12 protein-coding genes are annotated in these 14681 nt (G+C 73.4%); 11 read left to right on the top strand and 1 reads right to left on the bottom strand.

The window, feature by feature from the left end; genetic code table 11:
* Positions 1-65: 65 nt before the first annotated feature.
* The 11 genes from hisI to pyk all read left to right on the top strand — a co-directional run bounded on the left by hisI (position 66) and on the right by pyk (position 13951).
* Positions 66-428, top strand: coding sequence for a phosphoribosyl-AMP cyclohydrolase (gene hisI, locus M3673_RS01975; RefSeq protein WP_056862944.1), 363 nt, complete (start codon positions 66-68; stop codon positions 426-428).
* A complete protein-coding gene (locus M3673_RS01970; protein WP_251531147.1) occupies positions 421-1098 on the top strand; it encodes a Trp biosynthesis-associated membrane protein in 678 nt (225 codons plus the stop codon). The genes hisI and M3673_RS01970 overlap by 8 nt, the downstream gene beginning before the upstream one ends.
* A 182-nt stretch (positions 1099-1280) precedes the next feature.
* On the top strand, positions 1281-1481 hold the full coding sequence (locus M3673_RS01965) for an HGxxPAAW family protein (RefSeq protein ID WP_056862526.1): 201 nt from the start codon (positions 1281-1283) through the stop codon (positions 1479-1481).
* A gap of 116 nt (positions 1482-1597) precedes the next feature.
* Entirely contained in the window at positions 1598-1921 is a 324-nt protein-coding gene (locus M3673_RS01960) for a DUF2752 domain-containing protein (protein ID WP_251531144.1), read from the top strand.
* Between the two features lie 170 nt (positions 1922-2091).
* Complete coding sequence (gene trpC / locus M3673_RS01955) at positions 2092-2874, top strand: indole-3-glycerol phosphate synthase TrpC (RefSeq protein WP_056862528.1); 783 nt, start codon at positions 2092-2094, stop codon at positions 2872-2874.
* The gene (trpB, locus tag M3673_RS01950; protein WP_251531142.1) at positions 2871-4193 is read left to right on the top strand and encodes a tryptophan synthase subunit beta; all 1323 of its coding nucleotides are present in this window, start codon (positions 2871-2873) and stop codon (positions 4191-4193) included. The genes trpC and trpB overlap by 4 nt, the downstream gene beginning before the upstream one ends.
* Positions 4190-5125, top strand: coding sequence for a tryptophan synthase subunit alpha (trpA, locus tag M3673_RS01945; protein ID WP_193664628.1), 936 nt, complete (start codon positions 4190-4192; stop codon positions 5123-5125). Before trpB ends, trpA begins: the two co-directional genes overlap by 4 nt.
* Positions 5115-6095: a prolipoprotein diacylglyceryl transferase gene (lgt, locus tag M3673_RS01940; RefSeq protein ID WP_251531140.1), complete on the top strand. Its 981-nt coding sequence runs from the start codon at positions 5115-5117 to the stop codon at positions 6093-6095. The genes trpA and lgt overlap by 11 nt, the downstream gene beginning before the upstream one ends.
* Positions 6096-6372: 277 nt before the next feature.
* Complete coding sequence (gene gltB / locus M3673_RS01935) at positions 6373-10917, top strand: glutamate synthase large subunit (protein ID WP_251531138.1); 4545 nt, start codon at positions 6373-6375, stop codon at positions 10915-10917.
* Entirely contained in the window at positions 10910-12373 is a 1464-nt protein-coding gene (locus M3673_RS01930; protein WP_056904503.1) for a glutamate synthase subunit beta, read from the top strand. The genes gltB and M3673_RS01930 overlap by 8 nt, the downstream gene beginning before the upstream one ends.
* Positions 12374-12484: 111 nt before the next feature.
* The gene (gene pyk, locus M3673_RS01925) at positions 12485-13951 is read left to right on the top strand and encodes a pyruvate kinase (protein WP_251531136.1); all 1467 of its coding nucleotides are present in this window, start codon (positions 12485-12487) and stop codon (positions 13949-13951) included.
* A gap of 10 nt (positions 13952-13961) precedes the next feature.
* Here pyk and M3673_RS01920 read toward each other — a convergent pair whose 3' ends face one another.
* Positions 13962-14576, bottom strand: a complete 615-nt coding sequence (locus M3673_RS01920; RefSeq protein WP_251531134.1) for a transcriptional regulator — start codon at positions 14574-14576, stop codon at positions 13962-13964.
* Positions 14577-14681 lie beyond the last annotated feature (105 nt).

Raw genomic sequence — 14681 nt, 5'->3', positions numbered from 1 at the left:
GCCCGGGTGGTCGGGGGCCGCACCTCGATGCGGTCCGGCGCCCGCCGCCGGGCGATACTGGGGTGGTGAGCACCCTCGATCCCGCCGTCGCCGCCCGCCTCAAGCGCACCCCCGACGGACTGGTCCCGGCGGTGGTGCAGCAGCACGACACCGGCGAGGTGCTGATGCTGGGCTGGATGGACGACGAGGCCCTGGCGCGCACCCTGAGCACCGGCCGGGCGACCTACTGGTCGCGCTCCCGGCAGGAGTACTGGGTCAAGGGCGACACCTCCGGGCACCTGCAGTGGGTGCGCGAGGTGCGCCTCGACTGCGACGGCGACACCCTCCTGCTCAAGGTGGACCAGGTCGGCGCCGCCTGCCACACCGGCGACCGCACCTGCTTCGACGCCGACCTGCTGCCCGCCGTCGTGGGTGAGCCCCGTGGCTGAGCCCACCGGTGGGCCCACCGGCGGGCCCACCGGCGGGCCCACCGGCGCCGGCACCTCCGGGGACGCCGGCCGGAGCGCCGCGACCACGCCGCAGCGCACCCGGGGTCGACGTCTCTTCGCCCCCGTGGTCCTGGCCGGCCTCGCCTCGGCCGGACTCGCGGCCGTGGCGGGAGCCCGGCCGTGGGTGCAGCCCGAGGGCGGGAGCGGGTCCGACGCGGCCATCGGCTACGCCGTCACCGGCACCGACCCGGGGGAGTCGCCGGTGGTGACCTCGCTGGCGCTGGTGCTGCTGGCCTGCTGGGGCGTCGTGCTCGTCGCCCGCGGGCGCGCCCGGCGCGCCGTCGCGGTGCTGGGGGCGCTCGCCTCGCTCGGGGCGGTCGTGGCGGCGGTCTCCGCGTGGCTGACCCTCGACGACGCGGTGGCCGACGCGCTCGGTCCGGCCGGCGGGGGCACCGAGCACACGTGGTGGTCCTACGTCGGCGTCCTGGCCTGCCTCGCCGCGGCCGGCGTGGCGCTGCCCGCCGTACGCCTGGTGCGGGAGTGGCCGGAGATGGGCACGCGCTACGACACCCCCCAGGGCGGCGCCGCCCCGACCCGGGTCTCCACCGAGGACGCCAGCAACCTCGACCTCTGGAAGGCCATCGACGAGGGACGCGACCCGACGGCCTGACCCGACGGCCTGACCCGACGGCCCGACCCGACGGCCCGACCCGCCGGCCCGGCGTGACGCCGGCCTCGCCGGGCGCTGGCGCGGCGAGGCCCCCGACGCCGCCCGGGGGCCCGCCCCTACACTGGGCCCGACGTCCTGCGACGAGATCCGACCGCACCCGCCGCACCCCGAGGAGCACCCGCATGTCCAACAACCACGGCAACACCCCCGCAGCCTGGAGCGCGGTCGTGGTGGGTCTCCTCGGCTTCGTCGTCGGCGGGATCGGGCTCATGCTCGACCCGGTCAGCATGACGATCTTCTACGTCGGCCTGGCCATCATCCTGGCCGCGGGCGTCGTCTTCCTCGTCATGGCCAAGATGGGTCTGCACGAGTCATCGCACTGACCGAGGCCGCCGCCCCGACCGGACCGCGCCCGCGGCCCGGTCGCGAGCGTGCCGCCCGGCTCGCGGCCCCACTCGGGACCTCCGTCGGACTCGCCCTGGCGGTCGCCGCGCTGCACGTGCGCGACCCGCACCGCGCCGGCAGCTGGGGGCTGTGCCCCTCGTCGCTGCTGGGGGTCTGGTGCCCCGGGTGCGGGGGGCTGCGCGCCGTCAACGACCTGACCCACGGCGACCTCGCGGCCGCCGCGTCGAGCAACCTGCTCCTCGTGCTGCTCGCCCCGGCGGCGCTCGCGCTCCTGGCCGTGTGGACCGTACGCCGATGGCAGGCGCGCCCGCTGCGGGGCGCGGCGACGGTGCCGGGCTGGTCGGTCGGCGCACTCCTCACGCTGGTCGCCGTCTTCACCGTGCTGCGCAACCTGCCCGGAGCGTGGCTGGCGCCCTGAGCCCGCCTGCCCCGCCCCGCCCGGCGGGGCACCCACCGCCGCACGTGCACCACGACCGGCCACCACCACCGGCCACCACCGGCGGCGCCGTCCGACGCCGCCCGACGACACCCGACGCGGCGCCCCGTGACAGACTCAGGGTGCCGACCCAGACCGACGAAGGACCGCTCATGTCCGTGCTCGACGACATCGTCGACGGCGTGCGCGCCGACCTCGCCGTCCGCGAGGCCGCCACGCCCCTGGCCGACCTGCGCGCCGCCCTGGCCGACGTCGACGCACCGCGCGACCCGATGCCTCACTTCCGCGCCGCCGGCTCGAGCGTGATCGCCGAGGTCAAGCGCCGCAGCCCCAGCAAGGGGGCGCTCGCCGACATCCCCGACCCCACCGTGCTGGCGCGCCACTACGCCGCCGGGGGAGCGGCTGCGATCAGCGTGCTCACCGAGGAGCGGCGCTTCGGCGGCAGCCTCGCCGACCTGCGGGCGGTGCGCGCTGCGGTCGGGACCCCGCTGCTGCGCAAGGACTTCATCGTCACGACCTACCAGCTCGTCGAGGCCCGTGCGGCCGGCGCCGACCTGGCGCTGCTCATCGTCGCCGCGCTCGACCACGACACGCTGCACCGTCTGCACGACGAGGCGCGCGAGCTGGGCCTCACCGTGCTGGTGGAGGTCCACGACGAGGCCGAGACCGAGCGGGCCGTGGAGCTGGGCGCCGAGCTCGTGGGCGTGAACGCCCGCAACCTCAAGACCCTCCAGATCGACAGCGACACCTTCGGGCGCCTCGCGCCGCTGGTGCCCGACGACCGGGTCCTCGTGGCCGAGTCGGGCATCTTCGGCGTCGAGGACGTCCGCCGCTTCGTCGGCGAGGGGGCCCGCGCGGTCCTCGTCGGCGAGGCCCTCGTCAAGGACGGCGACCCCGAGGCCGCCGTCCACCGCCTGACAGGAGTGATGGCATGACCACGCAGGTGCACCGGCCCACGTCCCACGACGCCGACGAGCGCGGCTGGTTCGGCGACCCCGCCGACGGCGGCTTCGGCGGTCGCTTCATGCCCGAGGCGCTCGTCGCGGCCCTCGACGAGCTCACCGTCGCCTGGCACGAGGCGATGGCCGACCCCACCTTCGTGGCGGAGTTCGACGCGATCCTGCGCGACTACGCCGGCCTGCCCAGCCCGCTCTACTTCGCCGAGCGCCTCAGCGACAAGGTCGGCGCCCGGATCCTGCTCAAGCGCGAGGACCTCAACCACACCGGCGCCCACAAGATCCGCAACGTGCTGGGCCAGGCCCTGCTCACCAAGCGGATGGGCAAGACCCGCGTGATCGCCGAGACCGGCGCCGGCCAGCACGGCGTGGCCAGCGCGACCGCCGCGGCGTACTTCGGCCTGGACTGCACCGTCTACATGGGCGCCGTCGACACCCGCCGCCAGGCGCTCAACGTCGCGCGGATGCACCTGCTCGGCGCCAAGGTCGTGCCCGTGGAGTCGGGCAGCGCGACGCTGAAGGACGCCATCAACGAGGCCCTGCGCGACTGGGTCGCCAGCGTCGACCACACCGCCTACCTCTTCGGCACCGCCGCGGGGCCGCACCCGTTCCCGAGCATGGTGCGCGACTTCACCCGCGGCATCGGCGACGAGGCCCGCGCCCAGTGCCTGGAGCAGTACGGCGCCCTGCCCGACGCCATCGCGGCCTGCGTCGGCGGCGGCTCCAACGCGATCGGGCTCTTCACCGCCTTCCTCGACGACGACGACGTCGCCATCTTCGGCTTCGAGCCCGGCGGCGAGGGCGTCGACACCCCCCGCCACGCCGCGACCATCCACGCCGGCGCCCGCGGCGTCCTCCACGGCGCGCGCACCTACGTGCTCCAGGACGACGACGGCCAGACCGTCGAGTCGCACTCCATCTCCGCCGGCCTGGACTACCCCGGCGTGGGCCCCCAGCACGCCCACCTCTCGGCGACGGGGCGCGCGACCTACCTCCCGGTCACCGACGACGAGGCGATGCAGGCCATGGCCCTGCTCAGCCGCACCGAGGGCATCATCCCCGCCATCGAGACCGCCCACGCCGTGGCGGGCGCGATCCGCGTCGCCGAGCGGCTGGCGGCCGAGAAGGGACCCGAGGCCACCGTGCTGGTCAACCTCTCGGGGCGCGGCGACAAGGACATGGGCACCGCGATCGAGTACTTCGGCCTGGGCGACCCCGCCCGGGTCGCGGAGCAGCCCGTCGGCGGCTCGGCGGCCGACGCCGAGGGCCACGGCAGCGGCGAGGGGGAGCAGCAGTGAGCTCGCCCGGCCCCTCCGCCGCGACCCCGGGAGCCGGCTCCGGTCCCCGGGTCGACGCACCCCCCACCACGGCCCGTGCGGCCGACGCCGCCGCCGCGGTCACCGGGTCGGGCGCCCCGGCCGGCACCACGGCCGGCTCCGCCTTCGCCGCGGCCCGCGCCGAGGGGCGCGCCGCCCTCGTGGGCTACCTGCCCGCCGGGTTCCCCGACGTGGCCGGCGGCATCGAGGCGCTGCGGGTCATGGTCGACTCCGGCTGCGACGTCATCGAGGTCGGCGCGCCCTACACCGACCCGGTCATGGACGGCCCCACCATCCAGGCCGCGGCCCAGCAGGCGCTCGAGCGCGGCTACCGCACCAGCGACGTCCTGCGCACGGTCGAGGCCGTCGCCGCCACCGGCGTGCCGACCGTGGTGATGACCTACTGGAACCCCGTCGAGCGCTACGGCGTGCCGCGCTTCGCCGCCGACCTCGCCTCGGCCGGTGGGGCCGGGCTGATCACCCCCGACCTCACCCCCGACTTCGCACCGGAGTGGATCGCCGCCGCCGACCAGCACGGTCTCGACAAGGTCTTCCTCGTGGCGCCGTCGTCGACCGACGAGCGCATCGCGATGACCACCGCGGCGTGCCGCGGCTTCGTCTACGCCACCGCCGTCATGGGCGTGACCGGGGCCCGCACCACCACGAGCGACCTGGCCGGCCCCCTCGTGTCGCGCGCGCGCTCCCTGGCCCCCGAGGGCCTCCCGGTCGGCGTCGGCCTCGGCGTCGGCAGCGGCGACCAGGCCGCCGAGGTCGCCTCCTACGCCGACGGCGTCATCGTGGGCTCGGCGTTCGTGCGCACGCTGCTCGACCATCCCGACGACCGCGCGGCCGGCCTGCGGGCGCTGGCCGCCCTCACCGAGGACCTGGCCGGGGGAGTGCGTCGTGGTCGCTGACCTCCTGCCGCAGCTCGCGGCCACCGGCGTGCCGTGGTCGATCCCGAGCCCGGCCGACGGCACCTGGGACCTCGGCCCGGTGCCGATCCGGGGCTACGCCCTGTCGATCATCCTCGGCATCGTCGCCGCGATCTGGATCGGCGAGCGCCGCTGGGTGGCCCGCGGCGGGCGCCCGGGCGAGGTCCAGGACCTCGCGATCTGGGCCGTGCCCTTCGGGCTCGTCGGCGGCCGGCTCTACCACGTCGCCACCGACAGCGGGCTCTACTTCGGCGAGGGCCGCGACCCGTGGGCCGCGCTCTACATCTGGAACGGCGGCCTGGGCGTGTGGGGCGCGGTGGCCCTGGGCGCGGTCGGCGCCGTGATCGGCGCCCGCGTCGCCGGCATCCGGCTGCTGCCCGTGCTCGACGCCATGGCCCCCGGGGTGCTGGTGGCCCAGGCCCTCGGCCGCTGGGGCAACTGGTTCAACCAGGAGCTGTTCGGCGGACCGACCGACCTGCCCTGGGCGCTGCGGGTCAGCGACGACGTCGCCGCCGCCGCAGGCTACGCGCCAGGCACCACCTTCCACCCCACGTTCCTCTACGAGTTCGTCTGGAACCTGCTGGCCTTCGCGCTCGTCATCTGGGCCGACCGCCGCTTCCGGCTCGGCCACGGCCGGGTGGTCGCCCTCTACGTCATGGCCTACACCGCCGGGCGCGGCTGGATCGAGATGCTGCGCATCGACGACGTCGAGCTCTCCGACGTGGGCGGCCTGCGCTTCAACGTGTGGGTCTCGATCGTGCTCTTCGTGCTCGCGCTCGCCTACTTCGTGCTCAGCGCCCGGCGCCACCCGGGCCGCGAGGAGGAGGTCTACCTCGCCGGCCGCGGTCCGGACGCCGCCGGCGCCGGCAGCAGGCCCGACTCCTCCGACCCCGCCGACCCGGCGGGCGAGACCCCCGGCACCCGGGTCGACGACCCGCCGGGCACCCGCTGACCCGTCTCACCTGACGTACGCCGCAGCGCTGCCGGCCGGGTGCCGCGAAACGCAGTGGTAACCTGAGCCTGCCGCGAGGGCCAGCGTCGTCCCCTCCACCGCGGTGCCTGGAGCCTCGTAGGATCACCGTGCCGGCCTCGCCCGGCGCGACCCTCGCTCGACACCCGCTCCACCCCCTGCCCCACCCCCGGCCGCCTCCTCAGCCCCACCACCTCGGACCTTCCCGGCCCGGTGTGCGTCGAGGAGCCCGGCTCAGACGACGACGGGAGAACGACCGGTGCCCTACCAGCACGCATTCCCGCCGCCCCAAGGGCTCTACGACCCCGCGCACGAGCACGACGCGTGCGGTGTGGCTTTCGTGGCAACCCTGACCGGCGTCGCCAGCCATGACATCGTCCGCAAGGGCATCATCGCCCTGCTGAACCTCGACCACCGTGGTGCCGCCGGTGCCGAGCCGAACTCCGGCGACGGTGCGGGCATCCTGATCCAGGTGCCCGACGCGTTCCTGCGCGAGGTGGTCGACTTCGAGCTGCCGCCGCAGCACGCCTACGCCGTCGGCACGGCCTTCCTGCAGGGTGACGGCGACCAGGTCGCGGCCACCCGCGCCGCGATCGAGGCCATCGCCGCCGAGGAGGGCCTCGACGTCCTCGGCTGGCGCGACGTGCCGGTCGACCCCAGCTCGCTGGGCTCCACCGCCCGCGGGGTCATGCCGACCTTCGCGCAGCTCTTCGTGGCCGGTGCCGGCGCCCGCGTGACCGGCATGGGCCTGGAGCGCCTCGCCTTCGTGCTGCGCAAGCGCGCCGAGCACGAGACCGACGTCTACTTCCCGTCGCTGTCCTCGCGCACGCTGGCCTACAAGGGCATGCTCACCCCGGCGCAGCTCGACGAGGTCTACCCCGACCTCAAGGACGAGCGCGTCGCCTCGGCGATGGCCGTGGTGCACTCGCGCTTCTCCACCAACACCTTCCCGAGCTGGCCGCTGTCGCACCCGTTCCGGTTCATCGCCCACAACGGCGAGATCAACACCGTGATGGGCAACCGCAACTGGATGCGCGCCCGTGAGGCCCTGCTGTCCTCCGACCTCATCCCGGGCGACCTCGAGCGGCTCTACCCGATCTGCACGCCGGGCGCCTCCGACTCCGCGTCGTTCGACGAGGTGCTCGAGCTGCTGCACATGGGCGGCCGCTCGCTGCCCCACTCGGTGCTGATGATGATCCCGGAGGCGTGGGAGAACCACACCGAGATGGACGAGGCGCGGCGCGCCTTCTACTCCTTCCACTCCAACATGATGGAGCCGTGGGACGGGCCCGCCTGCGTCGTCTTCACCGACGGCTCGCAGATCGGCGCGGTGCTCGACCGCAACGGGCTGCGCCCCTCGCGCTACTGGGTCACCGACGACGGCCTGGTCGTCCTGGCCTCCGAGGTCGGCGTGCTCGACCTCGACCCCGCCTCGATCGTGCGCAAGGGCCGGCTCCAGCCGGGCCGGATGTTCCTCGTCGACACCGACGAGCACCGCATCATCGAGGACGAGGAGATCAAGGCCGAGCTCGCCGCCGAGCACCCCTACGACGAGTGGCTCCACGCCGGCCTCATCCACCTCGACGACATCCCCGAGCGCGAGCACGTCGTGCACACCCACGCCTCGGTGACGCGTCGCCAGCAGGTCTTCGGCTACACCGAGGAGCAGCTGCGCGTGCTGCTGACCCCGATGGCCAACACCGGCGCCGAGCCGATCGGCTCCATGGGCACCGACACCCCCATCGCGGCGCTGAGCGAGAAGCCGCGGCTGCTCTTCGACTACTTCGCGCAGCTCTTCGCGCAGGTCACCAACCCGCCGCTCGACGCGATCCGCGAGGAGCTCGTCACCTCCCTCAACGGCACCATCGGCCCGGAGTCGAACCTCCTCGACCCCACGCCGGCCTCCTGCCGGCAGGTCGTGCTGCCCTTCCCGGTCATCTCCAACGACGACCTGGCGAAGATCCGCCACATCAACCGTGACGGCGACATGCCGGGCTTCATCACCCACGTCTCCCGCGGCCTCTACGAGGTCGAGGGCGGCGGCGCGGCGATGGCCGCGCGGATCGAGGAGATCTGCCAGGAGGTCAGCACCGCGATCGCCGACGGCGCCCGCATCATCGTGCTCTCCGACCGCCACTCCACCGCCGAGCTCGCGCCGATCCCGTCGCTGCTGCTCACCGGTGCGGTCCACCACCACCTGGTGCGCGAGAAGACCCGCACCCAGGTCGGCCTGCTCGTCGAGGCCGGCGACGTCCGCGAGGTCCACCACGTGGCGCTCCTGGTCGGCTACGGCGCGGCCGCGGTCAACCCCTACCTGGCCATGGAGTCGGTCGAGGACCTCGCCCGCGAGGGCTACTACGTCACCGCCGACCCCGAGAAGGCCATGGCCAACCTGGTCAAGGCCCTCGGCAAGGGCGTGCTCAAGGTGATGTCGAAGATGGGCGTCTCCACCGTCGCCTCCTACACCGGCGCGCAGATCTTCGAGGCCGTCGGGCTCTCGCAGGCCGTGGTCGACAAGTACTTCACCGGCACGACCTCCAAGCTCGGCGGCATCGAGCTGGACACCATCGCCGAGGAGGTCGCGCGCCGGCACGCCACGGCGTACCCGCGCGGCGGCATCCTCCAGGCCCACCGCGAGCTGGAGACCGGCGGGGAGTACCAGTGGCGCCGCGACGGCGAGCCGCACCTGTTCGACCCCGAGACGGTCTTCCGCCTCCAGCACTCCACGCGGGCCGGTCGCTACGACGTCTTCAAGCAGTACACCCAGCGCGTCGACGAGCAGGCCGAGCGCCTGATGACGCTGCGCGGGCTGTTCCGCTTCAAGGACGGCGGGGCCACCGGACGCACCCCGGTGCCGATCGAGGAGGTCGAGCCGGTCTCGGAGATCGTCAAGCGCTTCTCCACCGGCGCGATGTCCTACGGCTCGATCAGCGGGGAGGCCCACGAGACCCTCGCCATCGCGATGAACCGCCTCGGCGGCAAGTCCAACACCGGCGAGGGTGGCGAGGACCCCGAGCGCCTCTACGACCCCGAGCGCCGCAGCTCGATCAAGCAGGTCGCCAGCGGCCGCTTCGGGGTGACCTCGGAGTACCTCACCAACGCCGACGACATCCAGATCAAGATGGCGCAGGGCGCGAAGCCCGGCGAGGGCGGGCAGCTGCCCGGCCACAAGGTCTACCCGTGGGTGGCCAAGACCCGGTACTCCACGCCGGGCGTGGGCCTCATCAGCCCGCCGCCGCACCACGACATCTACTCCATCGAGGACCTCGCCCAGCTGATCCACGACCTGAAGAACGCCAACCCGCAGGCGCGGGTGCACGTGAAGCTGGTCTCGGAGGTCGGCGTCGGCACGGTGGCGACGGGTGTGTCGAAGGCGCACGCCGACGTGGTGCTCATCTCCGGGCACGACGGCGGCACCGGCGCCTCGCCGCTGACCTCGCTCAAGCACGCCGGCGGTCCCTGGGAGCTCGGCCTGGCCGAGACCCAGCAGACCCTGCTGCTCAACGGTCTGCGCGACCGGATCGTCGTGCAGACCGACGGGCAGCTCAAGACCGGTCGCGACGTGGTCATCGCCGCCCTGCTGGGCGCCGAGGAGTACGGCTTCGCCACCGCGCCGCTGGTGGTCTCGGGCTGCATCATGATGCGGGTCTGCCACCTCGACACCTGCCCGGTCGGCGTCGCGACTCAGAACCCCGTGCTGCGCGAGCGCTTCTCGGGCAAGCCGGAGTTCGTGGTGACCTTCTTCCAGTACATCGCCGAGGAGGTGCGCGAGATCCTCGCCGAGCTGGGCTTCCGCTCGCTCGACGAGGCCATCGGCCAGGTCGCCACGCTCGACGTCGAGCAGGCGGTGGAGCACTGGAAGGCCTCGGGTCTCGACCTGGCGCCGATCCTCCACGTGCCCGAGCTGCCCGAGGGCGCCGCGCTGCGCAACACCACCGGTCAGGACCACGGCCTCGACAAGGCGCTCGACGTCATCGAGCTGCTGCCGCTGGCCGAGCCGGCGCTGGAGCGCGGCGAGCCCGTGCGCGCCCAGGTCACGATCCGCAACGTCAACCGCACCGTCGGCACGATCCTGGGCCACGAGGTCACCAAGCGCCACGGTGGCGAGGGGCTGCCCGACGGCACGATCGACCTGACCTTCCTGGGGTCGGCCGGCCAGTCCTTCGGCGCCTTCCTGCCCCGCGGGGTCACGCTGCGGCTGGAGGGCGACGCCAACGACTACGTCGGCAAGGGCCTCTCCGGCGGGCGGATCGTGGTGCGGCCCGACCGCGCGGCGACCTTCCGCTCGCAGGAGCAGATCATCGCCGGCAACACGATCGCCTACGGCGCCACCTCGGGCCAGGTCTACATCCGCGGCGGCGTCGGCGAGCGCTTCGCGGTGCGCAACTCGGGGGCCTGGCTGGTCACCGAGGGCGTGGGCGACCACGCCTGCGAGTACATGACCGGAGGGCGCGTGGCCGTGCTGGGCAAGACCGGGCGCAACTTCGCGGCCGGCATGTCCGGCGGCGTGGCCTGGGTGCTGGACCTCAAGGACTTCCGGGTCAACAAGGAGCTCGTGGAGCTCGGCCCGGTGACCGACGAGGCGGCCGCGGAGCTGCACGAGATGGTCCGCGCCCACCACGAGGAGACCGGGTCGGAGGTGGCCGAGGAGCTGCTCGCCGACTGGGAGACCTCCCTGACCCGCTTCACCGAGGTCATGCCGCGCGACTACCGGATCGTGCTGGAGGCCAAGGCGAAGGCCGAGGCCGACGGGCTCGACGAGAACGACACCGCCAACGCGATGATGGAGGCCCTCCATGGCTGACCCGAAGGGATTCCTCAAGGAGGGGCGCAAGGTCGCGGAGCGACGCCCCGTCGAGGAGCGTGTGCACGACTGGAACGAGGTCTACCCCGACGGGATCGGCCGTGCGCTGCTGCCGATCATCACGCCCCAGGCCGGACGCTGCATGGACTGCGGCATCCCGTTCTGCCACCAGGGCTGCCCGCTGGGCAACATCATCCCGGAGTGGAACGACCTGGTCTGGCGCGACGACTGGGAGGGCGCCATCGAGCGTCTCCACGCGACCAACAACTTCCCGGAGTTCACCGGTCGCCTCTGCCCGGCTCCCTGCGAGACCGCCTGCGTGCTGGGCATCAACCAGGACCCCGTGACGATCAAGAACGTCGAGGTCTCCATCATCGACAAGGCCTGGGAGTCGGGCTTCGTGCGGCCCCAGCCCCCGGAGTGGCTCTCGGGCCGCACGGTCGCGGTCGTCGGCTCGGGCCCCGCGGGCCTGGCCGCCGCCCAGCAGCTCACCCGGGCCGGCCACACGGTCGCGGTCTACGAGCGGGCCGACAAGATCGGCGGGCTGCTGCGCTACGGCATCCCCGAGTTCAAGATGGAGAAGAAGCACCTCGACCGCCGCCTCGACCAGATGCGGCGCGAGGGCACCGTCTTCCGCCCCGGGGTCGACGTGGGCGGCGAGCTCACCGGCGAGAAGCTCAAGGACCGCTACGACGCGGTCGTGCTCGCGATGGGCTCGACCACCGCGCGTGAGCTCGACGTGCCGGGTCGCGACCTCGACGGCATCCACCAGGCCATGGACTTCCTGCCCCAGGCCAACCGGGCCGCGCTGGGGGAGCAGGTCGAGGGCCAGGTCACCGCGACCGACAAGCACGTCGTCATCATCGGCGGCGGCGACACCGGCGCCGACTGCCTCGGCACCTCGACGCGTCACGGCGCGGCCTCGATCACGCAGCTGGAGATCATGCCGGAGCCCCCGGGGGCACGGCCGAGCGGCCAGCCGTGGCCGACCTACCCGATGACGTTCAAGGTGTCCTCGGCCCACGAGGAGGCCGGCGAGCGGGTCTACTCGGTCTCCACGAAGCGCTTCGTCGGCACCGAGGGGCGCGTCACCGGCCTGGTGCTGGTCGACGTCGTCTTCGAGGGCGGCAAGCTCACCGAGATCGAGGGCACCGAGCGCGAGATCCCGGCCGACCTGGTGCTCTTCGCGATGGGCTTCACCGGCCCGGAGACCGCCGGCCTCGTCGAGCAGCTGGGCGTCGACCTCGACCAGCGCGGCAACGTCGCGCGCGACGCGTCGTACATGTCCTCGGTGCCGGGGGTCTTCGTGGCCGGCGACGCCGGTCGCGGCCAGTCGCTCATCGTGTGGGCCATCGCGGAGGGCCGCGCGGCCGCCTCGAAGGTCGACGAGTTCCTGACCGGCTCGACCACGCTGCCGGCGCCGGTGAAGCCCACCGACCGGCCGCTGACGGTCTGACCACCGCTGCTGCGCGCGACACGCCGGCGGGAGCCCCTCGAGCGAGGGCTCCCGCCGGTTTTGTCCGTGGAAAGTGTTGGAACGTTCCAAGACAGCGCTAGGGTGAGGGACGTGCGTAGAGCCAAGATCGTCTGCACCCTGGGTCCCGCGACCTCGTCGCCGAGGCGCATCCGTGAGCTGGTGTACGCCGGCATGGACGTCGCCCGGCTGAACATGAGCCACGGCAGCCACGCCGACCACGCGGAGAGCTACCGCCTGGTCCGCGAGGCCTCCGACGCCAGCGGTCACGGGGTCGGCATCTTCGCCGACCTGCAGGGCCCCAAGATCCGCCTGGAGCGCTTCGCCGACGGCCCGGTCGTGCTGCGCCGCGGCCAGGTCTGGACGATCACGACCCGCGACGTGCCCGGCGACATCGAGAGCTGCGGCACGACCTACAAGGGCCTGCCGGGCGACGTCGGGGTGGGCGACCCGATCCTCATCGACGACGGCAAGATCCGGCTGCGGGTCACCGGCGTCGACGACACCGACGTGACCACGGAGGTGCTGGTCGGCGGCAAGGTGTCCGACAACAAGGGCATCAACCTGCCCGGTGTCGCGGTCTCGGTGCCGGCGCTGTCGGAGAAGGACGTCGAGGACCTGCGCTTCGCGCTGTCGCTCTCGGTCGACTTCATCGCGCTGTCCTTCGTGCGCGACGCGAAGGACGCCGACGACGTGCGGGCCATCATGCGCGAGGAGGGCGTCATGGTGCCCGTCATCGCCAAGATCGAGAAGCCGCAGGCCATCGAGAACCTCGACGAGGTCGTCGCCGCCTTCGACGGCATCATGGTCGCCCGCGGCGACCTGGCCGTGGAGTGCCCGCTCGAGGACGTGCCGTTCCTGCAGAAGCAGATCATCCAGAAGGCCCGGCTCAACGCGAAGCCGGTCATCGTGGCGACCCAGATGCTCGAGTCGATGATCTCCAGCCCCTCGCCCACGCGGGCCGAGGCCTCCGACGTCGCCAACGCGGTGCTCGACGGCTCCGACGCCGTCATGCTGTCGGGGGAGACCGGGGTGGGGGAGTACCCCGTCGTCACCGTCGAGACGATGGGCCGCATCATCTCCTCCACCGAGCGCCAGGCCCTCTCGGCCGGCGCCGTCGCCGGGGTCCGTGAGATCGACTGGGACCCCCACACCAACGGCGGCGTGATCGCCAAGGCGGCCGCCGAGGTCGCCGAGCGCGTGGGCGCCAAGTACGTCGTGGCCTTCACCCAGTCCGGTGACTCCGCCCGGCGGATGTCGCGGCTGCGCGGCCCGATCCCGATCCTGGCCTTCACCCCCGAGGCGGTCGTGCGCTCGCAGCTCTCGCTGAGCTGGGGTGTGGAGACCTTCAAGACCGCGCCCGTCGAGCACACCGACGAGATGGTGCGCCAGGTCGACGAGCAGCTGCTGCGCATCGGCCGCGTGCAGGAGGGCGACCTGGTGGTGATCATCGCCGGCGCGCCCCCCGGCATCCCGGGGTCGACCAACGCGCTGCGCATCCACCGGATGGGCGACGCGATCAACGAGGTCGCCCCCGCCTACCGTCGCCCGGAGGCCTGAGCCGCTCCGCTCAGGACTTGAGGCCGATGAGCGCGTCGAGGCGGGCGACGCCGGCGCGCGTGGAGACGCTGATCGTGCGGTGGGCCGACTGCCGCCAGGGCACCTCGACCAGGTCGAGGGCCCAGCAGCACAGGCCGCGGATGTCGGCCGAGGCGTTCACGAACTGCCAGCGGGGGTAGTCGTAGCGGCGCACCGTGCCGTCACGCAGCCGCCGCGACGTCCAGTTGGCGCTGCGCGAGCCGTCGGAGTGGAACAGCCCGCGCAGGAAGGCGGCGGGGTGCGCCTCGACCGCCTCGCGCTGCCAGGCCTCGAGCACGATCGGGCGCTCGTGCTTGCGGCCGGGTCCGTGCTGGGGGAACAGGCAGGGCCAGTGGCGCCAGGAGACGGTGGTGATGAGCATGCCGGGACGTCGGCGGGTGTGAGGGCGGCCGCCCGGTTTGACGGCGCCCATGAGCGCCGCCAGCCTGGCGTTGGTCGCGGGGTAGCGCAGGTCGTTGTGGATGTGCAGGTTGTGCACGCCTCGCCGGCCAGTCGTGAGGTGACCGTCGCCGAGGTACCACCCGAGCAGCTCGCCGTAGGCCTCGAGCTCGAGGAAGGCGCCGTCGCAGCGCGGGCACCGCGCCACGCACTGGGTCCGGCCGCGAGGGAGCCCCCGCCGTTGGTAGTCCCGTCGCCAACGGCGGATCGTCTTGACCGCTACGCCGTGACGCACGGCGTTCTCGGCGTCGCT

It is taken from the genome of Nocardioides sp. P86, from assembly GCF_023712465.1.
Lineage (GTDB): Bacteria > Actinomycetota > Actinomycetes > Propionibacteriales > Nocardioidaceae > Nocardioides > Nocardioides kribbensis.
The sequence above is the reverse complement of the archived record's forward strand: the minus strand, read 5'-3'. Positions and strand labels throughout refer to the sequence as shown.

Bases quoted from the DNA above. Each gene is read 5' to 3' on its own strand.
- M3673_RS01965 (WP_056862526.1), top strand. From the start codon at position 1,281: ATGTCCAACAACCACGGCAACACCCCCGCAGCCTGGAGCGCGGTCGTG.
- trpC (WP_056862528.1), top strand. From the start codon at position 2,092: ATGTCCGTGCTCGACGACATCGTCGACGGCGTGCGCGCCGACCTCGCC.
- trpB (WP_251531142.1), top strand. From the start codon at position 2,871: ATGACCACGCAGGTGCACCGGCCCACGTCCCACGACGCCGACGAGCGC.
- M3673_RS01930 (WP_056904503.1), top strand. From the start codon at position 10,910: ATGGCTGACCCGAAGGGATTCCTCAAGGAGGGGCGCAAGGTCGCGGAG.